Here is a 25,729-nt window from a genome sequence, read left to right on the forward strand (position 1 = left end):
ATATATGTCCATAGGACATTGGTATATAAGAACGTGCTACAACTATTAATCTTACTCACGGTCATCACTTCAGTTGCATTCTTTGGTCATTTAGTTCCAATGGAAGCAAAAACCTTCTTGTACTCAACGAGCCTGAGTATAAAAGAGGTTTTGCTATTTATAATGCCTTTTATTATTTTTGCGTTAATCTTTAGCAGTGTTAACAATCTTAAGCAGTCAGCTATAAAGTTTATATTGTTACTTATTATAATGATCTTCTTATCGAATCTGGCTTCAAGTTTAATAGCTTATTCTGTTGGGCATTTTATCATACAAAACACTTATTCAATACAAGATATAACGTATGAAGAAACAATTGTTCCTTTATGGTCGTTTAGGCTTCCGCTACTCCTTTCTAACTTGCATGCTCTTGCTTGTGGATTTGTGTCCAGCATAGTAGTGTCTATACTGCTACCTAAGAAAAGCAAAGAGCTTTCGAACAAAATGTTAGATTTAACTCTCTTTATTTTGAAGACGTTTTTGACGCCGATTATTCCAATGTTTGTACTTGGGCTTGCTTTAAAAATGCAACATGATCAAGTTTTATCTATAATATTTAAGGATTACTCAATAATTTTCATTATTATAGCATCTGCAACCTACCTTTATGTTTTCCTCTTATATGGAGCAGCAAATTCATTCAAGATCACAAGCTGGATAGCTAGTATAGGCAATATGATACCGGCATTTATTACTGCAATGAGCACAATGTCTAGTAATGCAACTATGCCGCTTACTCTTGAAGGAAGCAAAAAAAATGTAAAGCAACCTGATATAGCATCGTCTGTTATACCAATAACTGCTAGCTTCCATTTAGTAGGTGATTGCTTTTTTGTTATAATATTATCAATGGTAATTACTTCTGGTTATTTATTGTCCACAACGGACTATGTAACTTTTCTTCTCTATTTTTTGTTATTTAAGTTTGCTATCGTTGCAGTGCCGGCAGGAGGAATTATGGTAATGCTACCTATTCTTGAGAAATACCTCAAATTTTCTCCAGAAATGCTTTCGTTAATCACAGCCTTGTATATAGTGTTTGATCCAATAATCACTTCAGCAAATGTTATAGGTAATGGTGCCTTTACTATGATGTTTGCAAAACTCTATGATAAGCTTAAGTAATGTCTATTTTAGCAATTGATACTGTAGGCACTGGTAATTCAATAGCAATCGTTGATTATGATGGTAATTGTTTTATAGAGCGCAATTCCGCCGGCAACAATCATGCAGAATCATTTTTTCAAATTCTGAATACTTTGTTTGATAAATACAATTATAATTATGATAAAATAGATCATTTGGTGGTAGTAGTTGGACCAGGAAGTTTCACTGGAATTAGAGTTGGTATATCAGCAGCACAAGGTATAAATCTTGCTACAAATAAGCCATTATACGGAGTTAGTGCGCTGGAAGTTCAAGCCTATGCAATATCTTTGCTTTGTACAAATAGCAAAAAAAATATCAGAGCTATAATCAAAAATGCTCAAGGGTTTTATACGCAGTTATTTGATTTCAATTTATTGCCATTATCAGATCCATCTACAGCGCATTACGATGTTGAATCCCAGTGTCTGGGAGCAGACATTACATATATGGACTACAATTTAAATGCTAGCCATGCAGGACTATTAGTTCATTATAGACTGAAGAATAAGCAAAAATTAAAAGAAGTTGAAGCTCTATATTTAAATGAGCCTCAGTATATGAAATCATTATAGACTATTCTTTCGCGTACACGCAATGTAGCTAAGCCTGTGCATCTGGTTTACTATCTCTTGAGCTACTTCTTTTATACTCATATCTGAATTTTCTATCTCTATGGCACTCGGTGGTATAAATAAATTGTTAATCCTAAATTGCTCTATCATGCTATTTACATTAGTCACCTTCCTATTTTTTCTTTGCCTTTTTAATGCAATACGCTTTTGTAATGTCGGTAGATCACACCTAAGTACCACAGGAAGGATTTCTGTGTTCATTTTTTTACTAAGCCTTACTATTGAATCATACATCCTCATGTTCTGGTCATTATTTTCCATCAGCCCATCAATAAATATGTAATTTTTTGAGTGAATCGGATAATTTTCTATTACCTGAAGCATAATTTGCATAATGCCATATATTCTATCTTGAACTTCTTTAGGTATTTGATCACGTTCAAAGACACTATTGTATATAGAGCAAATTTGAACATTGTTATAGAACTTACTATTTACAATTAATGCGTCTATCATATTGGACAATTCTATTGCTGTGGAAAGTTTACCACTTCCTGAAAGACCAGAGAGATATATGAAGAATCCTGCTGGCTGTTTTTTTGTGTTAATACTTACCATATTATTTTCAATCTTGAAACTTACATTTATAATAACATAAAAATAAAGCTTTAAAACATATGAAATATTGTATAGAAAATTATTTTTATAGTTAAGATATTATGTAATTTAGAAACGTAAATTCTGTATATAAACTCTATAATAACGATAACTATTTTTAAGCAAGCTACAACACAAAAGTGTTTGGTATTCAGAGAGCAAGACAGAGTGGAATAGACTTATTAGTTTACTACAAGCCTTTTTTCGTGTATAAATCTTCAGAAGATTCTAAGATGTACAGTCCCAGAGTGTGATGGTAAGGATTTAGTATAAACAATTCAGGAGCACTGAGAACATATAAATTCAAAAGGAGTAAGACCATTAAGAGTTTTGAGTCTCTTTGCATAATTGTAGGCCATATAAAGATGCTTTGTGAGTTGCTGATGTGATTGGTAGTAGTATTTTTTAAAGTTTCGTTCAACTTGCCCAAGATTTTTGTTAGACGATGTTCAATATTATGTTCTTCACAAACTCTATCAAATATGTGTTGGAAAGCGTATTTATGGCGTTTCTGGTTGGTAAATTGTATACCGTTATCTGTCAAAACAGTGTGCGGTAGAATTTTAATCAAATTACGTAAAAACTCAGCAGCTATGGGTTTTGTAGCACGTTTATGTAACTCAACATAGGTGAATTTGATCTATAGCAACAAATAGATATAGTTTTCCCCCCTCTGTTCTGACTTCTGCAATATCAATATGCTATAGGATATTTCTTAAATTTCTTTTTTGGTTTAATCAACATCTGGCAGTTTGCTAATGTTATAACAGCGATGCAGGCTAGAAGTGCGGAATTGTAGACTGCAAGGCAATCATCTAATGGTAGAAGTGTATGCTTCCGAAATGCGATCTTCTTCTAAAGTTAGAACAGTTGATCTTGGATGTTTTGAGCGTCTTTAGTAAATGAGCGTTTTCTCCATTTGACAATAGTTTTTGGATTAAGGTTTGGAAAGCTTTGCTATACTATTTTGTATTGCTCTACGCTGTTGTCCGGGCGCACCCATGTAACCATAATTCCTCCTTCGATGGTATTTTTTTCTTACATTTTATCATACCATCACACTCTGGGACTGTACATCTAAGAAAAAATAAACAGCTATTATTTTTTTAGTAATTAAGTAGAATAGAATAAAAGATTACGAGGAAGCTTTGAAAAATAGGATAAAAAAGATAGTAATTTCAGGAAAAGAAGTGTGGCCAATCATCGAGGGCGGCAAAGGCATCGCAATCAGTGATGGAAGGTCAAGTGGAGCATTTGCTGCAGCAGATGCTGTGGGTACGTTTTCTGGTGCAAATGCTAAGCTTATTGATGATAATGGTGAGTTAGTGCCACTGATTTACAAAGGCAAAACAAGAAATGAAAAACACAGTGAATTGATTGAGTATAGTATTAAAGCGGGAATCAGTCAGGCAAAAATAGCGAATGAAATATCAAAAGGTCATGGAAGAATACATATGAATGTGCTTTGGGAGATGGGAGCAGCAGAACGCGTGCTTCATGGCATATTAGAAAAAGTAAAAGGCTTAGTTCATGGTATTACCTGCGGTGCTGGTATGCCTTATAGGCTTGGAGAAATTGCAGCTAAATATCAGGTTTATTATTACCCTATTGTCTCATCGGTGCGTGCTTTTAAAGCATTATGGAAGCGTACTTACCAAAGAATATCTTCCTATTTGCTTGGTGGAGTAGTGTATGAAGATCCATGGCTTGCTGGAGGGCACAATGGACTCAGTAACAGTGAAGACCCAGAGCTACCACAGGCTCCATTTGAAAGAGTTGCAGAGCTTAGGTCTTTCATGAACGAGATCGGTCTTTCAGAAACACCAATTGTTATGGCAGGAGGAGTGTGGCATTTGAAAGATTGGGAACATTGGTTTGACAATTTGCAAATTGGCCCTATAGCTTTTCAGTTTGGCACTCGTCCACTTTTGACGAAAGAAAGCCCAATTTCTGCAGAGTGGAAAAAGAAGCTACTCACTTTAGAAGAAGGTGATGTATTTTTAAATAAATTCAGTCCAACAGGGTTTTACTCATCTGCAGTAAAAAATAACTTCATACGTGAGTTGCAGGAACGGAATTCATGTCAAATAAAGTTTTCAGAAAATGCCAGCGAAGAATTTAGTAGTGAATTTGCAATGGGTAGCAGAGGTAGAAAGATTTACCTTACTGCAAAAGACAAAGAGCTGGCAAATACATGGACTAAAGCAGGGTATACAGAAGTAATGAAAACTCCAGATACAACTGTTATTTTTGTGACGCCAGGCAAGTTTGCAGAGATAAGACAAGATCAAATCAATTGTATGGGATGCTTAAGTCATTGTTTGTTTAGCAATTGGAAGGATCACGGCGACCATTCAACGGGACGAAAGCCAGATCCACGAAGTTTTTGTATACAAAAAACACTGCAAGACATTATACATGACGGCGATATTGAAAACGAACTCATGTTTTCCGGTCACAATGTATACAAGTTTAAACAAGATCCATTTTATGGGGATGGCTACGTGCCGACAGTAAAAGAGCTGGTGGAAAGGATATTAACTGGGTATTAAGTTATGATTGATTTGAAAAGAAGACGTTACTTTATTATAATAAGTATTTATTAATTTAGTCTTAACTTAAGAGGGTATTTATGGTAGCAAGTGATAGTGTTTTAAAAAGGTATGCGTTAGCCTATATAAAGAAATTAGGTGGTAACAGTGATGTTAAAGAGTTTTTGCGGTATTTTAACAATACACGGAATTTAACTTGGGACGAGGATACATTTGCAGAGGCGTATAAAGAGCATACACATCTAAACTCAACTAATAGACGCAATACAGAAAGCAGAAATAATCAATATAACGCAGGGGATAACAGGCAACCTACAGGCCCTCAGGTTACACACGTACATGTACACAATGATAAAGGTTTAGATTTTTGGGATTATTTATTACTTCGCAGCCTGTTTGGTGGTAATACTACAGTTATAAATAACTCTGGTTTCAGTAGTGGTAGCCATTAAAGCAGAGAAAATAAGAAAAAAGACTCAGAAGACAGTAGAAAGCTATTAGCTTTAGGTATGGTAGCTGCAGTTGTGTGTGTTGCTTTCCATGCTGGTATGTGTTTTTGGTATAACAGCAGCAGAAAAGCGGCTAGAAAAGAAGAAAAAATAGATTATCTCGATAATAAACTTAAAACATTCAGAAATATAGAATTTGCGGTTAGCGCTATTTCTTTAGCAGCTTTGATAGCTTGCGCTGTCTACCCAGTCTTACCAGTGTGGGGTTTAGTTATCTGTATTAAATAAGACTTGATCTGACACTTTAAAAAAGTAAGTTATAAAATAATAAAAGAAAGGAGTGTTAGAAATGAGTACAATACAAACAAAAATACTAAAACCAAAGCTAGGGTTATTAGAACTAGCAAAACAACTAGGAAATGTATCTCAAGCATGTAAAGTGATGGGATACTCAAGAGATACATTTTATCGATTTAAGGAGTTATATGAAAATGGAGGAGAGGGAGCATTACATGAAATAAGTAAGAAAAAACCGCTATTAGCGAACAGAGTTTCCGATAATATAGAAAGAACAGTGATTGGTATAGCAACAGAATTTCCAGCATATGGGCAAGAAAGAGCTGCAAATGAACTGAGAAAAAGAGGTATAATAATTTCTCAGGGAGGAGTAAGGTCTGTATGGCTAAGAAATGACCTTGAAACTCTCAAAAAGAGACTTAAAGCACTAGAGACAAAAGTAGCTCAAGACGGAATCATTTTAACTGAAGAACAACTTGCAGCTTTAGAAAAAATGAAAGAACAAAAGGAAGCTCATGGTGAAATTGAGACGCAACATCCAGGTTATTTGGGTTCTCAAGATACCTATTATGTGGGCAATATCAAAGGTATAGGGCGAATTTATCAGCAGACTTTTGTTGACACTTATTCCAGGGTTGCAATGGTTAAACTTTACACGGACAGAACAGCTATTACAGCTGAAGATCTTCTCAATGATAGGGTTATTCCATTTTTTGATGAGCAGAAAATTCCATTATTACGCATTCTAACTGATAGGGGTACGGAATATTGTGGCAAGCCAGAAAATCACGCTTATCAGCTATATTTGGGAATCGAAAATATCGACCATTCTAGAACCAAAGCCAACTCTCCACAAACTAATGGCATATGTGAAAGATTTCATAGAACTATGCAAGATGAGTGTTACAATATTATCTTTAGAAAGAAAATCTACAATTCTTTGGAAGATCTACAGATTGATGTTGATTGTTGGTTGCATTCTTATAATGATACAAGACCTCACTCTGGTAAGTACTGCTATGGAAAAACACCTATGCAGACTTTTCTTGATAGCAAACATATTGCTTTTCAGAAAAATATTAGTAGCATTAAACAAGAGACTGATATTAGTTTTAACTACCTCAATTCTTCTGTCAGTTAATTCTTGTCTGTCAGATTAAGTCTTATCTTTTACAACCTTCATTAGCAAACTCTCCTAAAGACATGATGGCGTTTAGGCTTATCTACTTTATCGCAGCTATACAATCTTCCCGGTCGGATCTTAACTTTAGTGCGTATACTTAAAAAGGGCTTGAAAGTTTTTTGGTGCAACAAGCACTTGATTGCCTCATCACACCAAATAAAACTGAAAAATTTCTCAGCAATTTGATCTGGGAAGGCCCTTATGCATCACATATGAAGCGATAATATATTGCACATGACCAAGTTTGCCCAAAATTCTTGTAATACAGCCTCTCCAGAAAAATTCTCTAACTCTGCTCCTACTTTGAGTCGTTTCCTCTATGTGCCACCTTAATACATAAGCTTTACTGATATCTTCCAAAGTCTCGATAAAAAGCTCTGTTTCTCCGTTAGCTAATGTCAGCACTATAACTCTTACTTTCTGTCCTTTCATTTTATTTTTTAGCTTTTCATTTTCTAATATAAAATCAAAATCTAATTCTCCAGATAAAATTTGTTCCCATAGCTTGCTATAATTTCTTTTTTGCAAGCGAAAAATAAAATCTACTCCCAAATCATAATTTTTGAAGATAGCTAGTTTCTGTATTTATTTTAAATTGAAGAAAGCTCAAATGAAAGATCGTGTTTTGCTAAAATCACAGAATGCAGTCTGGTTACATTACTCTAGCTATACGCAATAACTTTACTTTCAACGATTTTATTAGCAATAATACGACTTTCACAATCAATATTTATTATATTAGATAGTGAATTAATATCAGTGTAACTATCAAAACTTTCCATTGTTGATTCCACTATCTCTACTATTTTTAAAAAGCCAATTCGTGACTTCAAAAATTCATTAACAGCTATTTCATTTGCAGCATTGAGCACAATACTGTTTGTTTGTGGAGCAGAAGAGTTTAACACTGCCATGCTAAGCTTTAGCGCAGGAAAACGCTTATGGTCTGGTTCTTGAAAGGTCAATTTTTCTTGCTTTGTTAAATCTAATTTACGATTTAAAGCTGATCTTTCCGGCCAAGACAAAGCATATGAAATAGGAATTGCCATGTCAGTTTCTGCAAGCACAGCAAAGTTGAACCCATCCTTATAAGTTACAATTCCATGTACTATTGACTCAGGATGCACTATTGCTTCAATTTTATCCGGGCTGATGTTAAACAAGTTATGTGCTTCTATTATCTCTAGTGCCTTATTCATCATTGTTGCACTATCAATCGAGATTTTCTTTCCCATATTCCAAGTGGGGTGACTAAGCGCCTGATCTACCATGACATTTCTTAATTGCTCAGAACTATAGTTTAAGAATGGTCCACCAGAAGCAGTAAGTATGATCTTTTCTACGCATTTGTCGTCATTTTGCAAAACTTGAAAAATTGCGTTGTGTTCAGAGTCGATAGGGATTATTTGTACGTTTTTTTCTTTAGCTTTTTTGAGTAATAACTTTCCACCGCAAACAATGCTTTCTTTGTTCGCTAGTGCAATGACTTTAGTGCCACTTTCTATGACTTCTATAGCTGGCCCAAGGCCTGCAATACCAACTATTGCAATAACTGAGAGATCAACGGGTAGGGAAGCAACATTTACTAGACCTTCAGCGCCAATTGCTATTTTTACATCTGTACCAAGTAGGTTTTCTCTTAAATCTTTGTAAAACCTTTCATCGAAGATAGCAACGTATTTTGCATTCAGCAGTTTTGCTTGGTGTGCCAGTAGAGCAAAATCTGAATGGGCACTTAGTGCTTCCACTTGGTATTCTTCTTTTCTCCTTGAGAGCAAATCTACAGTCTTTTTTCCAACACTTCCTGTTGATCCTAAAACTGAAACCTTTTTCACTAAGACAAACTCATAACAATAGCAATTTTTCTTATTAGGTCTTCTCGCATACTATTCAGCAGTTTTTAAGCGTTTAACCAAGTTCATGTCCGTGGTCATCGCCAACAGATGGTGAAGGACCAGGTGAAAAAGATTGACCATGGTGATCACCTGCATCATGCATGTCTTGCAAACCATCAGCATTATGAGCTATTTCGTTATTGGCATGAGGGTAATCATCTGAGTGATGTCCATCATCACCATGAGCCATATCCATTCCTTCTGATGGCATATCTTCCCCACCTCCACCTGAAAAATGTTCTCCAAGGCTTTCAAGAAATTTTATGCCAAGCATATTACCTGATTTTCCAAACAGTGTTACTAGACTACTGCCACTCACCAAACTTTCAAACACGTTACTATAAGCAGCAATCGCCCCTTCATGAAAGTTGAACAACCATTTCATTCCATCCACGACTGTTGAAACAGAGTCACTATGACCAAGACCAAAACCACTTTTCTCATCAGCGGCTTCTTGGTGTTGCTGCTGCGCTTGCCATTCTGCAATATTTGGACCTTGAGCTTCACTCATAAATTTTTACTCTCAACCTTAAGCTATTATTTTATCACAAATATTGCAAAATATCAATAGACCTGCTGCGAATCAAGCGATAAAAAAAGGAAAGGAGGGTGACTAAAATCAAGGTTAACTAAAAGGCGTGCTTAAGATTTACAATACCAGCAATAATATTGAACCTCAGGTTATATTTTTTCTGAAAATTGCGATAAACATTCGACATAATCTTAAATATCTTTATCTCTCGGATCTTGTTTTCTACTCTCATTCTAAATGATGCTAATCTTCTATTATGCTCTGGAGTTAATGGCTTTTTACGATACTTTTTATATGGAATTATAACATTGCTTTGCAATTTTTGCCAACCTTGATATCCAGAATCGGCATGTTTTATGCTATCAAGTGGTAAATATTTTTCTTGTTTCCTTATGCGAAAATCACTAATTCTACCACGGTATGACTTTGACACTGATAAAATTCTTCCTCCTTCTTCGATAATAATCTCAGTTTTCATAGTGTTGGTTCTTTTTTTCCTGAATATGATTTCTTCCGTTTTTTACTATCTTCTGGTCTCTGTATTTGCTGTTCTGTAACATCAGCCAAAATCTTCAGTATTTTTTCTGGCGTCATACTTCTATAGACCTGCTGAGAAAGGTGATTGAAAAAATGATGTGAGAGAGGTAGAAGAAGAATAAGCAGATCAAGTAAGGAAAAAAATGAGCTTTAGTTACTATAATATGAAAAAATACCCAAGAAACTTTCGTAATATAACAGGTTTAACTATAGAGGAGTTCGAAAAAGTAGTGGAAAAAGTGAGGTCTGGATGCGAAAAACAGAAAAAGTGTCATGGTAGAAGATCAAAACTACCAACTCTGGAAGATAAGTTGTTTTGCGTAATTTTGTACTATCGCACTTACATAACACATAGATTTTTAGGATGCCTATTCAATGTACACAACGCAAATGTATGTAGGTTACTTAAGAGAATAGAGCCATTACTCGCCAAAAAAGTGACTATAACAAAAGATAGAAGTATGACGCCAGAAAAAATACTGAAGATTTTGGCTGATGTTACAGAACAGCAAATACAGAGACCAGAAGATAGTAAAAAACGGAAGAAATCATATTCAGGAAAAAAAAGAACCAACACTATGAAAACTGAGATTATTATCGAAGAAGGAGGAAGAATTTTATCAGTGTCAAAGTCATACCGTGGTAGAATTAGTGATTTCCGCATAAGGAAACAAGAAAAATATTTACCACTTGATAGCATAAAACATGCCGATTCTGGATATCAAGGTTGGCAAAAATTGCAAAGCAATGTTATAATTCCATATAAAAAGTATCGTAAAAAGCCATTAACTCCAGAGCATAATAGAAGATTAGCATCATTTAGAATGAGAGTAGAAAACAAGATCCGAGAGATAAAGATATTTAAGATTATGTCGAATGTTTATCGCAATTTTCAGAAAAAATATAACCTGAGGTTCAATATTATTGCTGGTATTGTAAATCTTAAGCACGCCTTTTAGTTAACCTTGATTTTAGTCACCCTCCTTTCCTTTTTTTTATCGCTTGATTCGCAGCAGGTCTTATGTTAAGAGATACCGCGAATGAATCGCGGTATGACGTAGGGCTACAGCCAGTGCTCCTTTTTTTGTCATCCGAGTAGCGTGACACTGGGATCTAGCCTTTATTATTTGGTTGAAATTAAGTCTTCTGGATCCCAATGTCAGCTACATAAAGTAAACCAGTGTCAAGCTACTCGGATGACAGGAGAAGGGGCTACTTGGATGACAAGAAAGAGGTTACTTTCATGACACTGTCATAAAGTGAACCAGTACTTGGCTTGTGTTCTAGGCAAAACCTGCTATAACATTTACATACTGTTTCCGAAACAAATGTTCCGCACTGGGATCTGCTATGTAAGAGGTCTAATGATCAACGAAGAAATTGTAAGAGAGAACTTAAAAAAAGTCATAGAGCAAAAAAGCGGTAAAGATGTGATCGCTCTTGGCATAATATCCTCAATCATTGTTAAAGGCGGGGACATTGGTTTTGCGCTTGAAGTTGCCGGTAACACGCAAGCAAACGAAGAATTAAGAAGAAATTGTGAGCAAGCTGTTAAAGCTATACCAGGGGTGACAAAAGTGATCGTGGTTGCTACTTGTCAAAAACAAACTGGGCAACAAAAAGCTAAATTACATATCGAAGGAGTGAAAAATATAATCGTTGTGGCCTCTGGTAAAGGCGGTGTGGGCAAGTCCACAGTTGCGCTAAATCTTGCTCTCTCATTAGCAAAGTTGAAACATAAAGTTGCGCTGGTTGATGCAGATATATATGGGCCTTCAATTCCTAAAATGCTTGGTGCTGAAAAATTAAAGCCAGAGATACGGGATGGGAAAGCAATGCCTATAGAAAAGTATGGCCTGCATACTATTTCAGTCGGCTATTTTGTTGATAAAGATCGTGCAGCAATATGGCGTGGCCCTATGATCACAAAAGCACTTTATAATCTGCTCATGGGAACAAAATGGTCCGATATGGAGTATTTGATAGTTGATACACCACCTGGAACTGGCGATGTGCATTTAAGTCTTATGGAAAATTTTAACTTAACCGGGGCGATAATAGTTTCAACTCCACAGGAGCTCTCTTTAATCGATGCTCGCAAAATTTATGATATGCTTAAAAAGCTCAGCGTACCGGTTATTGGAATTGTGGAAAATATGAGTTATTTCATTCAAAATGACTTAGAAATATACATATTTGGAAAAGACGGCGCAAAAAAAATGTCTGAGGAGCTGGGCATCAAACTCCTAGGCAGGATTCCTCTGGATCCACAAATATGTCATGCTTCTGATTGTGGAAATCCTTTAATGCTAAGTGAAGATTTGGCAGAGATTTATGAAGACATTGCTAAAGATGTTATAGCTAAAGTGGCTTAGGTTTACCTACAATTTGAAAAACCGTCATTCCGTTACTAGTTAGCGGAATCTATACCGCGCATAGCTGTACGAACATTTTCTACCAGAAGGGTGTCATCCCAGTCTGGGATCTAGTCCTTATTATGCAGCCACTTATTTAAAGTTAAGTTTTCTGGATCCCAGTACTGGGATGACAAGAAGAGGGCTGATGACACCGTCATAAGGTGAACCAGTCAGCTACTTTCGTGACATCATTATAAAGTAAAATGAGATCCCAGTGTCACGCACTGGGATGACAAGAAAGGGCTACTGGGATGACAGGGGAGTTGCCTTTTTTCTACTTAGTTTGGGTTATGCAAGAAATCTAATATGATTACTTCTATGCTTAGCCATTTTCAAGACAGGTTCTAAGAGACTTAATTTGTATATAGGAAAACCTTAAAGTCTTTTACTCATAGTGTACAAAGTTTGTTTAAACTATTTTCAAAATAGATAAAATATAATTTTACAATTAGCGTGAATAAAATGAATTACGATGTAATCATTTCAGGTGGTGGGTTACTTGGTCTTATTACTGCAATTGGCCTCAGTTGTGACTCTATGTCTGTAGCTGTGATTGAAAAAAATAGTCTACCACGTGTAGTAGATGACAACCGAGCATTTGCTATTTCTCAAGGCTCGAAAAAAATATTGGAAAAATTAGGGATTTGGCAGTTTATAGAAAGCGAAGCTGAGCCAATACTTGATATATGCATATTAGATGCGGTTACTGTGCATTACAATCATAAAATGGTTGGTGAAGAACCAATGGGTTATGTTATTAACAATGCTACTATATGGAATGCAATCAACAATAATTTTTTGAATAAACTAAATATATACTCTCCACATTCCTATAAAACAATTGCTTGTGATTCAGGATATGTGGAAGTTATTCTTGATAATAACCAAGAATTAATATCATCGCTACTTATCTGCGCTGAAGGCAAGAACTCTAAACTACCAGAGTTATTTTCTATACCGACAGTGAAATTTGATTATAAACAAAGTAGCATAGTATTTAATGTAAAGCATGAACTGCATCACCAAAACTTAGCTGTAGAGCGTTTTTTTCCTGGCGGTCCATTTGCAATTCTACCGATGAAGGGTGGCTATACTTCTTCGATAGTTTGGACAGAAAAATCTGGAATTTCAAAAATGCTAATGGATCTGTCTGAAGAAGAATTTATTATAGAGCTCAAAAAAAGATTTGGTTCTTATTTAGGAGAGATAAAATTAGAGGGTGAAAGAAAACTTTATCCTTTAAGTTTTGTTTTCGCAAAAAAGTTATATAAGGGTAGAGTTTTGCTTATCGGCGATACAGCACATTCAATACATCCAGTTGCAGGTCAAGGGCTTAATCTTGGAATTAGAGATGTAGAAAGTGTTATAAAGCACATAGTTGCTGCAAAAGCATCTGGTATTGATGTTGGCAGTAGTTATTTATTAAAGAAAATTTCACGTAACAGATACTTTGATAATTTTACAATGGCGCTTGCAACTGATGGATTAAATAGGATGTTCTCCAACAGAATATTCTGCGCTAAAGCACTAAGAAATCTTGGCTTAATTGCAGTTGAAAATTCAGATTTTCTCAAAAAACGCTTTATTCGGCATGCTATGGGATTTAGATAAACCACTATTTTATAGCTAATGCAAGTCATACCGCCGCGGTATCCACAACTGTACGAACATTGCAATTTGGGCCTACCAGGAGGGTGTCATTTTCCTGTCATCCAAGTAGCTGACACTGGTTCCTTTATGACGGTGTCATCCCAGTGCCCAGACTCTTTAGACAATGTTACACGAAATACCATAGAGTTCAAGAAGACAATTCCTAGAAAATTCCTACATCCAAAAAAAGGCAAATCATGTTAATGCTATTTCAATGCAAAAGACAAGCTAAATTTTTACAAGGGAAAAACAGCAAGATACCTTTGATTGAAAGAGGGCACTAAACTAGGTAACTTAGCTGGTTCAACCACCGCAACTAAATCAACATATTTCAAGTAGCTTTTTTACCATAAGACCTGCTGAAAAAGGTGATTGAAAAAATGATGTGAGAGAGGTAGAAGAAGAATAAGCAGATCAAGTAAGGAAAAAAAATGAGCTTTAGTTACTATAATATGAAAAAACACCCAAGAAACTTTCGTAATATAACAGGTTTAACTATAGAGGAGTTCGAAAAAGTAGTGGAAAAAGTGAGGTCTGGATGGGAAAAACAGAAAAAGTGTCATGGTAGAAGATCAAAACTACCAACTCTGGAAGATAAGTTGTTTTGCGTAATTTTGTACTATCGCACTTACATAACACATAGATTTTTAGGATGCCTATTCAATGTACACAACGCAAATGTATGTAGGTTACTTAAGAGAATAGAGCCATTACTCGCCAAAAAAGTGACTATAACAAAAGATAGAAGTATGACGCCAGAAAAAATACTGAAGATTTTGGCTGATGTTACAGAACAGCAAATACAGAGACCAGAAGATAGTAAAAAACGGAAGAAATCATATTCAGGAAAAAAAGAACCAACACTATGAAAACTGAGATTATTATCGAAGAAGGAGGAAGAATTTTATCAGTGTCAAAGTCATACCGTGGTAGAATTAGTGATTTCCGCATAAGGAAACAAGAAAAATATTTACCACTTGATAGCATAAAACATGCCGATTCTGGATATCAAGGTTGGCAAAAATTGCAAAGCAATGTTATAATTCCATATAAAAAGTATCGTAAAAAGCCATTAACTCCAGAGCATAATAGAAGATTAGCATCATTTAGAATGAGAGTAGAAAACAAGATCCGAGAGATAAAGATATTTAAGATTATGTCGAATGTTTATCGCAATTTTCAGAAAAAATATAACCTGAGGTTCAATATTATTGCTGGTATTGTAAATCTTAAGCACGCCTTTTAGTTAACCTTGATTTTAGTCACCCTCCTTTCCTTTTTTTTATCGCTTGATTCGCAGCAGGTCTATAGAGCAAAAAATAGAAACAATAAAAAACTCCATACGTGAACTATTAAAACAACACAAAGAATTGTTGGAAGATTTTCAACTCCTATTCAGGTATAGGAGAGAATAGCTATTTTAGCGGAAATTCCTGACATAAAGGCTTTTATACATGCCAGGCAATTGGCAGCATACGCTGGCACGAAATATAACATCAGGTTCATCTGTATATGCCAAGCCCAGATTAAGTAAATCAGGTTCACGAACACTACGTAAGGCAATGTATTTTCCTGCTATAGTAGCTAAAAATCACAATCCTATTATTATAACTTTTTGCAAGAGATTAAAAGAAAAAGGCAAGCATAATATGGCCATTGTGGGAGCTGCGATGCGTAAGTTACTCCATATTGTTTTTGGTGTTCTAAGCTCAAAGAAGGCTTTTGATCCAGAAAAACTATAGGGCTAAGAGGTTGACTGGAGTTTAAAATCAAAAAATGCTTCTAAGCCATCTCATATAAAATGGCATCTTACACGAATTTATTGAATGTAGTTGGTTAGTGGATATGTTGATAAGTAAATTAGTTTTATATATAAGACAGCAGGAATTTACTTATCAACATATACATTAACTATAATAATCTTTATACCACTAAACTGTTGGCAGTATTTTGTGATTTTACAATACAGCTTAAGGTTCAATTTTTATAATTTTTTTTTGACTGACAAGACGGTATCTACGTCATACCGCCGCAGTATCTCCTTAGCATAGATCCCGCTAACACGTAGTGGGATGACGGTTGTCGTTTAGCTACAAATATTAAGAAATTTGCCAAACGAAAAAAAAGACAAAAGAAGCCCCGTTGGTGACTAGTTATTTATATGTACTTCAAAATATTGGCGTTTTTTATTCTAAACGCTACGATTTAGCTGCTTTTAAATGCAACTAACCTAAATTATAAACGTTAAGAAATTTACTGAGCGGAAAAAAAGGCAAAGAAACCCCAGGGTAGCTAGTATTCAAATTCTCCCTTGTCTATTTGACGTCTTTTACTGTCTTAAACGCTTTATAAGCGCGTTTCAGCTTATATAGGTAGAAACCTAGAAGTTTTATAAAGACATGAGGTGCACATAGTGCGAAAAATTAAGCATGATTTACGCCAAATACATTAAGTTTTTTGTCATTAATCCACTGCAGAGATTGCGAAGATAAATAATTAGCTTCACTTTCATGATAAGGGGGCTGGCGGAATTTGTCAAGCAAGTTTTTTCGTTTCTAACGGTTGTTGCCAAAAACTATACAAGAAGTCTAATGAGTTAACTTTCATATATCCTGAGTAGTTCTTGTGCATTAGCTTTGATTAGGATAGGGCATTTTCTGTCATTTAATAGGGAATGCAATATTTCAGTTGCACCTTTAATGTCGTTATTATGTATCTTTACTACAGCGATAGCTTCTTGGCTTGAATAAGGATACACTGCACTTGATTCTAAATTATCAATTTTATCTTTATTTATTTTTTCACCGTTGGAGTGAAGTAAGCTCATTACCTCTAAGTATTGTGCTAACTCACGCAAAACATTAGGAGCATCTTTATCATCTGCCAAATCATTATAAATAATAGATGCTGTGTCTGTTGGCATTGAATCTGAGATATGATTGAATGCGTGTTCAAAATTTGCTAAATACCCCCAATTTGAATCTATTTCTTCTAGCAGCGGCTTACTATCTTTTTTTAAGAATAATACTTCGTAAAATTTGTCACCTGCAGTTATAGATTGTTTTGTGTTATCAATGTTGCGCAATAAGTATAATGTGATGCCGACTAACATTGGCGCGAGTGCAAGCAGAAAGATGTATTTTTTCATGGTAATATTCCAAATAGTTATATATTTATACATTAATGCTTTTGATTTGCAAAAACATATTGACATAGTGATTATATCACATAATAATATTCTCAAAGTTGTTTGAATAGTTGGAGATTAAAATATTTCTAAAGTAGAAATAAAGACAGCAGTATTAAGCTAAATTATTTTTTGTCGGATTTATTCGATGTATCCTCAACCTTTTATAGGTTGAAGTCTAAATTTGAGAGTTTGATCCTGGCTCAGAATGAACGCTGGCGGCAGGCCTAACACATGCAAGTCGAACGGAGTTATATTGTAGCTTGCTATGGTATAACTTAGTGGCAGACGGGTGAGTAATGTATAGGAATCTACCTAGTAGTACGGAATAATTGTTGGAAACGGCAACTAATACCGTATACGCCCTACGGGGGAAAAATTTATTGCTATTAGATGAGCCTATATTAGATTAGTTAGTTGGTGAGGTAAAGGCTTACCAAGACAATGATCTATAGCTGATCTGAGAGGATGATCAGCCACACTGGAACTGAGATACGGTCCAGACTCCTACGGGAGGCAGCAGTGGGGAATATTGGACAATGGGCGAAAGCCTGATCCAGCCATGCCGCATGAGTGAAGAAGGCCTTCGGGTTGTAAAGCTCTTTTAGTGAGGAAGATAATGACGGTACTCACAGAAGAAGTCCTGGCTAACTCCGTGCCAGCAGCCGCGGTAATACGGAGAGGGCTAGCGTTATTCGGAATCATTGGGCGTAAAGGGCGCATAGGCGGGTTAGTAAGTTAAAAGTGAAATCCCAAGGCTCAACCTTGGAACTACTTTTAAAACTGCTAGTCTAGAGATTGAAAGAGGATAGAGGAATTCCTAGTGTAGAGGTGAAATTCGTAAATATTAGGAGGAACACCAGTGGCGAAGGCGTCTATCTGGTTCAAATCTGACGCTGAGGCGCGAAGGCGTGGGGAGCAAACAGGATTAGATACCCTGGTAGTCCACGCTGTAAACGATGAATGTTAAATATGGGGAGTTTACTTTCTGTATTATAGCTAACGCGTTAAACATTCCGCCTGGGGACTATGGTCGCAAGATTAAAACTCAAAGGAATTGACGGGGACCCGCACAAGCGGTGGAGCATGTGGTTTAATTCGATGCAACGCGAAAAACCTTACCACTCCTTGACATGGAAATTATACCTATTCGAAGGGATAGGGTCGGTTCGGCCGGATTTCACACAGGTGTTGCATGGCTGTCGTCAGCTCGTGTCGTGAGATGTTGGGTTAAGTCCCGCAACGAGCGCAACCCTCATCCTTAGTTACCATCAGGTAATGCTGGGGACTTTAAGGAAACTGCCAGTGATAAACTGGAGGAAGGTGGGGATGATGTCAAGTCATCATGGCCCTTATGGAGTGGGCTACACACGTGCTACAATGGTGGCTATAATGGGCTGCAAAGTCGCGAGGCTAAGCTAATCCCTTAAAAGCCATCTCAGTTCGGATTGTACTCTGCAACTCGAGTGCATGAAGTTGGAATCGCTAGTAATCGTGGATCAGCACGCCACGGTGAATACGTTCTCGGGTCTTGTACACACTGCCCGTCACGCCATGGGAATTGGTTTCACTCGAAGCTAACGACCTAACCGCAAGGAGGGAGTTATTTAAAGTGGGATCGGTGACTGGGGTGAAGTCGTAACAAGGTAGCAGTAGGGGAATCTGCAGCTGGATTACCTCCTTAGGCTTTGCACATAACTTACCATTTTTAATGATGGTGTTGTTATGTGCTATACTGCTGTCTTTACTTCTACTTTATTTTAATTTCCCAATAACGGAATTTTATGAGTGATAGGCTCTTTCTCCACATTTACAAATATATAAAGTACAAGTTACTAGTTTTTTCTCTATTATGCACAGACTGACTGGTATCTTGCTATTCCTTTTATTAATGATACTTTCTTGGTATTTCATATTACATGTTTACTTTCCTGAGTTACTTATAGTAAGGTACTTAAATGCATTATTATTCACTCCTGTTGCTAAATTAGCTTATGTCTTATGTTTTATAAGTTTTGTATATCATTTTCTTAATGGTATTCGTCATTTATTGTGGGATGTTGGGCTTAATTTAGAAATTACTGGCGTTTCAAGGAGTGCTATACTGCTGACAGTAACGCTACTTCTTTCTACTATTGCTTTTTTATTTATGTTTATATGAGTCAATCTGGAAATTCAGTACATCATTGGTGGGTTCAGCGTGTTTCTGCGGTAATTTTACTGTTCCTGTTTCCTTGGTTTATCTATTCATTTTCTTGCGCATTTTATACTGGTAGCTCTTTGTCTTTTAGTGAAAAATTTATTAATCACCCTCTAGAGCTTTTATTTTTTGTTGTATTGTTGTTTTGCATTTTTTGGCACGCAGTTCTTGGAATGCAGGTAGTGTGTGAAGATTATATACACAGTGTACCTCTAAGAGTTTTTACGATTACATGCATAAAGTACTTATCAAGCATTATTTATATAGTTCTTGCCTTCACAATTTTTTTCTTTTACAGGCATATTTTCTTGTAAAATCACCGGTGCTGTGTTAATATATTATTAGTGTACTAGTTTTATCATTGAACTATAGCGATTTTGGTTTAACAATATGTTAGAGACATTGAAAAAGTGGGGAACGGATCTTACGCTAAAAGTGAAGGATCTGTTTACTTCACCTGAATCTCAAGTTTATGTCAAAGACCTCAGAAAGGTAATGGTATATAAGGATGGGAGAAAATGCCGGTACCCAAAAAATTACGATGAAATTGTAAAATCTGGGAAAATTATAGAAGCTAAGAATAGCGAGGGTGAGACTATATATAAACTTTTATATAGCAAGACAGACACAGATGGAAGAAAACCAAGTTTTGAATTGACTCTTGTCAAGGAAACGGACGATAGGTCTTATTTTACCATTAACTTTTTAGTTAGTAAAGGTAGGCGTGAGGTTAATGATTATAGTAGATTTTATAAGCCATTTAAGTTTTCAAAAATAGATCTTGAAAAACACTTGCCGGTCTTTGAGGTTGATACTAAGTTACTTAGATTAACTAATTCTTCTTTTCTTGCTAAAAAAGGTTGCTTCATCAATGATGACACGGGAGAAGTTGATGAGAAAGATAGAGATGAAAAAGGAAGAAATGGAGAATTATTATACACTAGTAATTACAAGAAGCTAAGCACCCATTTTTCAGAAATTAGAGATCAGGATGGTAATCTAGAGCTAGATAAAAGTCTTATATCTGTTCCTATCGTTTTTGCTACAAGCTTGGCTAAAGTTTGTACTAAATTGTTGACCTCTCTTCCTATAAAGTTAGGGGAGTATTTAATAAGCGAACAAAACCCAATTGCAAAGTCTTTTGGCTATCTTTTGTTCACCCCTGCAATGGCAGTAAAAAATTTAGTAAATATGGGAGCTACCATACTTAAGGCTCCAATTTTATTATTTGTAGCAGATAAGAAGAAGTATGGTGATGCTTACTTCACTATGTGGAAACACCAGTTGAAAGGATGTTGGGAAGAAGCAAAAAGTGACTTTAATGTTATTAAAGGTGAAGAAAGGCTAAAGCCAGGGCAAAAGGATCATAAGCCACTTAGTATAGTGGGCACATGGGATGAGCTTAACGCTAGAAGGCCAAAGAAACAAGGGAATGATAAAGAAGTTAGCAAGAGTAATGAAATACTAAAGAGTCCTGAGGAAGAACAAAATAAGGGTAATGAAATATTAAGTGATAAAAGAAAAGGTCATGTTGAGGAATTACAAAATAGAAGAAATTCACAGCAAGGGCAAGGCGCTACACATGATCACTCTCATTAGCAATTACTTTAAATCAACATTTACTTTCTTTATTAACTATTCCACAACAAAAACTTGCATGTATTTTGCCCTCAGTATAAGATATTAATTATTTAATTAATATCTTAACTAAATGCGCCCTGTAATATTGTGTGGTGGTAGTGGTAGCAGACTTTGGCCTTTATCTAAGCCAAAGCAATTTCAGAAAATATTTAGTCAGAACACTATGTTTCACAACACTTTGTTGAGGCTAAAAAGCGATTATATGCCGCCCATAATTGCTACAAATATACAGTACGAGTCATTAGTGATGGAGGAATTGCATGCACTGCAAGAATATAAAGTGATTTTCGAACCAGTGAAAATTGGAACAGCAGCGGCAATATTAATTGCTGCGCTTCTCTGCAATGAAAACGAGACAATGTTAATTCTGCCTTCAGATCATTTCATAGGTGATTTGAATAGTTTTTATGCTTCTACTCAAAAAGCGTCTAAGTTAGCCTCTGAAACTAACTCTATAGTCACTTTTGGGGTTAAGCCTAATGAATTCAATTCTGAATACGGTTATATAAATGCAGTTTATGATCAGAAAGAAAAATATCATATAGTGAAAGATTTTACAGAAAAACCCGAGCGTAAGTTAAGTAACGATCATTATTGGAACTCTGGAATATTTGTGTTTAAAGCAAAACGCTATATAGATGAGATCAAAAAATCTGCCCCAAGTCTTTATAATTTATGTTTTGCAAGTGTGAAACATTTCATACCGCAAGAGAGATTTCTGTATTTAAAACAACGAGATTTTGCAGGAATTGAAGGCATATCCATTGATTACTTGGTAATGGAAAAAGCAAAGAACATTACAATGGTAGAGGCTAATTTCGATTGGTTGGATGTTGGAACTTGGAATTCAGTTTTAGAATTGAGTGAGAAGTTTAGCAAAGAACCGGTGTCATTTCAGCATGTGATTAGAGAAAAAGAACCAGTTTTAACGACAGAAAGTAATAAAAATTTATTGGGTGGAGCTTATAAGCAACCAAACAAAAGCCTAATATTGTTTATTAATAAGGTTAAGAAAGCAAAAGCGATAAGAAGAGAAATCAAGCCATGGGGATTTTATAGTATAATTTTAATGAGCGAAAATTTTCTTATAAAATATCTTTTTATAAATCCATTAAGCTGCACTTCTAAGCAATTCCATCACTATAGAGATGAATACCATATAGTACTATCAGGAGTTGGGTATGTTAGTTTAGGCGACAAAGAATATGCTATAGTAAAAGACCATATGATAGAAATCCCAAGGGAAGTTTCCCATAGGATTGAAAATAGAAGCACAAGCTCTCCACTTGAAATAGTTGAATTTCAGATAGGAGAGCATTTATCTGATAATGATATAGTGAGATTGGATGATGTATATGGAAGATTTTGAAATTCTAATGTTAAAGATACTCTATAAGTCTGCTAAATTTAAAGGAGTAAAAATATCTAGTTTTCAAATAAAGAAAAGTCTACACTTATACGAAGTTTCAAGAATATAATGTTTAACCTCAAAATATTTTGTAATGTCCATTGCCTTTGAAATTACTATGGCTGCTTGCTATTTGCGAGCGAAAAATGCCAGATTTTGCTCTATAATGACTTTGTTCTCTATTATCGGCATTGCCCTTGGAGTTGCAACACTAATAGTGGTGATGTCTGTGATGAACGGATTCAGAGCAAAGTTGCTTGACTCAATACTTGGCATTGATGGCCATATTAATGTTTATTTTGATAAGAACATAAATTCAGATTACTGCACAGTTTCGAAATCTATTGAGAAAATTCCTGGTATATTAAAAGCTACTCCTATGACCAATGATCAAGTTATTATTGTAGCAAATGGTAAAATTGCAGGTAGCGTAATGCGAGGTGTGTCAACTAAAGATTTGCTTGATAGTACTACCATTACAAATAATGTAATTATAGGTGATGTAAAAAAATTTGATGAAGGGATAATAATAGGAGCACGATTGGCAGAAGCTTTGAACGTTGACTATGGCGACAAAATTACGTTTATATCATCTGAAGAATTTGATGCATTACTTGGTGAAATGCCGCGAATGAAAAAATATAAAGTTATAGCAATATTTGATATGGGTATGTTTGAGTATGATAATACCTTGATATATATACCTCTAAAATCAGCACAAGCCTTTTTTAATTATGAAAATAGCATAAAAAATATAGAAGTACTTGTAGACGACGTTACTAGAGCTGATAAGCTGGCAGATGCTATAGAAAAAGAAATAGGAATGAAAGCTGAAAGTTGGCAATTACAGCAAAGCCATTATTTTAGTGCTTTAAAAACTGAAAGAAATGTGATGTTTTTAATTCTTACTTTGATTATAGTTGTAGCAGCGTTTAATATTATCTCAAATTTAATGATGATAGTGCAAGAAAAGAAATCCGCGATTGCAATTATGCGTACATTTGGTGCAACAAGTGGAAGCATTATGCGCATATTTTGCGCTTGTGGTCTATTAATCGGTTTTACGGGAACTTGTCTTGGTTGTATTATAGGTGTCGTTTTTTCTCTCAATATCGAAAGTATTAGAGTGTTTTTAGAAAACATTACTAACGTCAAGCTGTTTGATCCTATGATATACTTTTTTTCAAGTTTACCGGTGATATTAGTCCCTCAAGATGTAGTAAGTATTTCTGCGCTTGCGTTACTCTTATCATTTTTAGCGACAATTGCTCCTGCATTGCAGGCAGCTGCACAAGATCCTGCGGAGATACTACGTTATGAATGATACTCAGCAAAAGTACATAGGCTGGTTCTTAATTGTATTGTTATTTACCGGTTACATCACAATAAATAACATAATCTTTTTAAAAATAATTCAGCAAGAAAGCGAAGACAATATAAATGTTTTAACGGAAAAAATAGATGAATTCAGAATGTCACTTGAAGTTAATCAATCCAGGGTAGAAAAAAAGATATTTGACTTAAAGAGAGTTCTGCACACTCAATGTGAGCAAGGTGATGGTAGCTCAAGGCATAAGAACCTCGCAAGATTGCTGCTACTTGTAGTTAAAATGAAGAATTCGTTATTGCGAGAAGCAAAATTTGATAATCATATAAATTCAATAAAGCCTTTGATATCAGAGCTTGATGATCCAGAGATAGAAAATGCAGTAAATGAATTGGAAAGTTTGAAAGAGGTAGATACTTTACGTGAGTTGAAGTTATCTTTTGAGAAGACCATTGCTGTTATTAACTACAATAAAAGTACATTGTCTAAAAAAATCATTTCAAACTGGATTAGAATACAAGATAAAAATGACCCATTAAGGGCAAAATTCGCAGAAATTGAGGAGTCAATAAACGATAATGATTGGCAAAATATAACTGTTACAGTAAGCAATTTAACGCATTCAGAATTCAAGCCATGGCTGAATAAATTGAATGGTTTTATTGTAGCTTCTAAGAATATTTCAACAATATATCATCACTTATTACAATATATCTCATGATTTATTTTATAATTTTCGCTCTTTCGTTTTTATTTGGCATATGGGTCAAGGTAAGTGGTGAAGTAATAAAATTGGAATTAGGCAATTACACTATAAGTATTGATCTATATTTCATTATTTTTACTTGTGTAGTTTTATTATTTTTATTAATTACACTTGTACGCTTTTTTTCCTCCATTTTATCAACATTTGCCAACATAAGAAATAGAAGAAGAGATAGGGAAGAATTGCTTCTCTTTGAAGCTTTCTTTAGCATAGACTTAGACAATATAGAGAACGCTCAAAAGGTAGTTAAAAGTTTAAATGAAAAAAGCAATAGGTTATCTTTAATAAAGCTCTTTAACTCAGGTAAGACGGGAAATTACAGCTTTTTCAGTAACGGTTTAACAAATATTGCAAATAAAAATCGTAACTTAGCTCTACTTCTGGCCAATAAGCTGATTGTTCACCTCAAACAAGAAAAAGTAGTCTTTCAAAAATTTATAGAATATTGCTCTAGTTCAATTAATGATAAAATGCTATCTATTCCCTTTCAAATAGAGCATTGCATATTGAAAGAAGATTGGATTAATGCAATTTTGAGGTTAAAGGAAGCAGTTAAGTTCAATATTTTTCTTCCCTTTGACCATAAAGAAATGTTTGCAGTTTTTTATTGTGCTTTGGCAAAACAATATGAAAGTAGAGGGGATTTTAAAGGAGCTATAAAGTCTTTATTCAGAGCACAAAGTTATTATGCAACCTTTCGGTCCATCAATTATTTAAAAGCAGAATTATATATTAAACTTGGAAAAATCAGAAAAGCTTCTGCAGTGCTAGAGACAGAATATGCAGTAAATCCTACTCCTCAGTCAGCTAGAATGTACATCAATTTAAATAGTAAAGGTGCTGAAAGACTATACAACTTACGCCCTGATTATTATTTTAGTTACTGTTTACTTGCTTTGTCCTCAATGAGTTCAGGTAAATATGATCTTGTAAGTCAATATTTAGACACTGCTATGAAAAAAGCTAATTACATGTCAATCTACTTTATTGTAATACAACTCAAGGTTACATTGCAAGAACACGACAAGGTAATTTATTGGCTAAACAAGATGGGCTCAGAAGCTTTGCCTGATCCGGGCTGGAAGTGTAAAAATTGTAACAGAGAACTAAAGCAATGGGATCATAAATGTTCAAATTGCAATAGTTTTAATTGCGTTTGTTATATATTATAAGGTTCCACAAAGTGTGATGATAATAATATATGGGAAATTACCATCAAAGGCCTCTATTGAACAATTTTTGTAGTAGATCTCTTAATATAACCCTTATTT

Annotated in this window: 20 protein-coding genes, 1 rRNA gene and 5 pseudogenes; 19 read left to right on the forward strand and 7 right to left on the reverse strand. The window is 35.1% G+C overall.

Features of this window, described 5'->3' with window-relative positions:
- The first annotated feature begins 33 nt into the window (after positions 1-33).
- Together MWH06_04420 and tsaB are read left to right on the forward strand one after the other, a co-directional pair.
- The gene (locus MWH06_04420) at positions 34-1,164 is read left to right on the forward strand and encodes a dicarboxylate/amino acid:cation symporter (GenBank protein ID UPA54565.1); all 1,131 of its coding nucleotides are present in this window, start codon (positions 34-36) and stop codon (positions 1,162-1,164) included.
- On the forward strand, positions 1,164-1,760 hold the full coding sequence (tsaB, locus tag MWH06_04425; protein ID UPA54566.1) for a tRNA (adenosine(37)-N6)-threonylcarbamoyltransferase complex dimerization subunit type 1 TsaB: 597 nt from the start codon (positions 1,164-1,166) through the stop codon (positions 1,758-1,760). The genes MWH06_04420 and tsaB overlap by 1 nt, the downstream gene beginning before the upstream one ends.
- Here the strand turns inward: tsaB and MWH06_04430 are convergent.
- Both MWH06_04430 and MWH06_04435 read right to left on the reverse strand, forming a co-directional pair.
- Positions 1,755-2,378 carry an AAA family ATPase gene (locus MWH06_04430; GenBank protein ID UPA54567.1) on the reverse strand — a complete coding sequence of 208 codons (624 nt, stop codon included), beginning with the start codon at positions 2,376-2,378 and terminating at the stop codon, positions 1,755-1,757. The two genes, tsaB and MWH06_04430, sit on opposite strands and share 6 nt — an antisense overlap.
- Before the next feature lie 229 nt (positions 2,379-2,607).
- Positions 2,608-3,469 (reverse strand): annotated as a pseudogene (locus MWH06_04435) (DDE-type integrase/transposase/recombinase).
- 96 nt (positions 3,470-3,565) lie between these two features.
- Between MWH06_04435 and MWH06_04440 the strand changes: the two are divergent.
- The 4 genes from MWH06_04440 (at position 3,566) to MWH06_04455 (ending at position 6,856) form a co-directional block, all read left to right on the forward strand.
- Entirely contained in the window at positions 3,566-4,969 is a 1,404-nt protein-coding gene (locus tag MWH06_04440; protein ID UPA54568.1) for a nitronate monooxygenase, read from the forward strand.
- A gap of 80 nt (positions 4,970-5,049) precedes the next feature.
- Positions 5,050-5,421, forward strand: a complete 372-nt coding sequence (locus MWH06_04445) for a hypothetical protein (protein ID UPA54569.1) — start codon at positions 5,050-5,052, stop codon at positions 5,419-5,421.
- Positions 5,422-5,478: 57 nt separating this feature from the next.
- Positions 5,479-5,706 carry a hypothetical protein gene (locus MWH06_04450; protein UPA54570.1) on the forward strand — a complete coding sequence of 76 codons (228 nt, stop codon included), beginning with the start codon at positions 5,479-5,481 and terminating at the stop codon, positions 5,704-5,706.
- 61 nt (positions 5,707-5,767) lie between these two features.
- Complete coding sequence (locus MWH06_04455; GenBank protein ID UPA54571.1) at positions 5,768-6,856, forward strand: IS481 family transposase; 1,089 nt, start codon at positions 5,768-5,770, stop codon at positions 6,854-6,856.
- 41 nt (positions 6,857-6,897) lie between these two features.
- Here MWH06_04455 and MWH06_04460 read toward each other — a convergent pair.
- The 4 genes and pseudogenes from MWH06_04460 to MWH06_04475 all read right to left on the reverse strand — a co-directional run bounded on the left by MWH06_04460 (position 6,898) and on the right by MWH06_04475 (position 9,943).
- A pseudogene (locus MWH06_04460) lies at positions 6,898-7,462 on the reverse strand (IS4 family transposase).
- Positions 7,463-7,560: 98 nt separating this feature from the next.
- On the reverse strand, positions 7,561-8,733 hold the full coding sequence (gene dxr / locus MWH06_04465) for a 1-deoxy-D-xylulose-5-phosphate reductoisomerase (GenBank protein ID UPA54572.1): 1,173 nt from the start codon (positions 8,731-8,733) through the stop codon (positions 7,561-7,563).
- A gap of 73 nt (positions 8,734-8,806) precedes the next feature.
- Positions 8,807-9,304, reverse strand: a complete 498-nt coding sequence (locus MWH06_04470) for a hypothetical protein (protein UPA54573.1) — start codon at positions 9,302-9,304, stop codon at positions 8,807-8,809.
- A gap of 118 nt (positions 9,305-9,422) precedes the next feature.
- A pseudogene (locus MWH06_04475) lies at positions 9,423-9,943 on the reverse strand (transposase family protein).
- Between the two features lie 62 nt (positions 9,944-10,005).
- Between MWH06_04475 and MWH06_04480 the strand changes: the two are divergent.
- From MWH06_04480 to MWH06_04500, 5 genes and pseudogenes are all read left to right on the forward strand, one after another.
- Positions 10,006-10,821: a transposase gene (locus MWH06_04480; GenBank protein UPA54574.1), complete on the forward strand. Its 816-nt coding sequence runs from the start codon at positions 10,006-10,008 to the stop codon at positions 10,819-10,821.
- A gap of 405 nt (positions 10,822-11,226) precedes the next feature.
- Complete coding sequence (locus MWH06_04485; protein UPA54575.1) at positions 11,227-12,237, forward strand: Mrp/NBP35 family ATP-binding protein; 1,011 nt, start codon at positions 11,227-11,229, stop codon at positions 12,235-12,237.
- A gap of 504 nt (positions 12,238-12,741) precedes the next feature.
- Positions 12,742-13,890, forward strand: coding sequence for a 2-octaprenyl-6-methoxyphenyl hydroxylase (ubiH, locus tag MWH06_04490; protein UPA54576.1), 1,149 nt, complete (start codon positions 12,742-12,744; stop codon positions 13,888-13,890).
- 470 nt (positions 13,891-14,360) lie between these two features.
- A pseudogene (locus tag MWH06_04495) lies at positions 14,361-15,175 on the forward strand (transposase).
- A gap of 52 nt (positions 15,176-15,227) precedes the next feature.
- Positions 15,228-15,696: pseudogene (locus MWH06_04500) on the forward strand (transposase).
- Between the two features lie 829 nt (positions 15,697-16,525).
- Here MWH06_04500 and MWH06_04505 read toward each other — a convergent pair.
- Positions 16,526-17,143, reverse strand: coding sequence for a hypothetical protein (locus tag MWH06_04505; protein ID UPA54577.1), 618 nt, complete (start codon positions 17,141-17,143; stop codon positions 16,526-16,528).
- 153 nt (positions 17,144-17,296) lie between these two features.
- Here MWH06_04505 and MWH06_04510 point away from each other — a divergent pair.
- From MWH06_04510 to MWH06_04545, 8 genes are all read left to right on the forward strand, one after another.
- Positions 17,297-18,800, forward strand: a 16S ribosomal RNA gene (locus MWH06_04510).
- Positions 18,801-18,968: 168 nt separating this feature from the next.
- Complete coding sequence (gene sdhC / locus MWH06_04515; protein UPA54578.1) at positions 18,969-19,277, forward strand: succinate dehydrogenase, cytochrome b556 subunit; 309 nt, start codon at positions 18,969-18,971, stop codon at positions 19,275-19,277.
- Positions 19,274-19,630, forward strand: coding sequence for a succinate dehydrogenase, hydrophobic membrane anchor protein (sdhD, locus tag MWH06_04520; GenBank protein ID UPA54579.1), 357 nt, complete (start codon positions 19,274-19,276; stop codon positions 19,628-19,630). Before sdhC ends, sdhD begins: the two co-directional genes overlap by 4 nt.
- 76 nt (positions 19,631-19,706) lie before the next feature.
- Complete coding sequence (locus tag MWH06_04525; GenBank protein UPA54580.1) at positions 19,707-20,915, forward strand: hypothetical protein; 1,209 nt, start codon at positions 19,707-19,709, stop codon at positions 20,913-20,915.
- A gap of 112 nt (positions 20,916-21,027) precedes the next feature.
- The gene (locus MWH06_04530) at positions 21,028-22,326 is read left to right on the forward strand and encodes a sugar phosphate nucleotidyltransferase (protein UPA54581.1); all 1,299 of its coding nucleotides are present in this window, start codon (positions 21,028-21,030) and stop codon (positions 22,324-22,326) included.
- Positions 22,327-22,459: 133 nt separating this feature from the next.
- A complete protein-coding gene (locus MWH06_04535) occupies positions 22,460-23,689 on the forward strand; it encodes a lipoprotein-releasing ABC transporter permease subunit (protein UPA54582.1) in 1,230 nt (409 codons plus the stop codon).
- The gene (locus MWH06_04540; protein UPA54583.1) at positions 23,682-24,413 is read left to right on the forward strand and encodes a hypothetical protein; all 732 of its coding nucleotides are present in this window, start codon (positions 23,682-23,684) and stop codon (positions 24,411-24,413) included. The genes MWH06_04535 and MWH06_04540 overlap by 8 nt, the downstream gene beginning before the upstream one ends.
- The gene (locus MWH06_04545) at positions 24,410-25,630 is read left to right on the forward strand and encodes a heme biosynthesis protein HemY (GenBank protein ID UPA54584.1); all 1,221 of its coding nucleotides are present in this window, start codon (positions 24,410-24,412) and stop codon (positions 25,628-25,630) included. Before MWH06_04540 ends, MWH06_04545 begins: the two co-directional genes overlap by 4 nt.
- Positions 25,631-25,729: the final 99 nt, after the last annotated feature.

It is taken from the genome of Wolbachia pipientis (assembly GCA_023052945.1).
GTDB lineage: Bacteria > Pseudomonadota > Alphaproteobacteria > Rickettsiales > Anaplasmataceae > Wolbachia.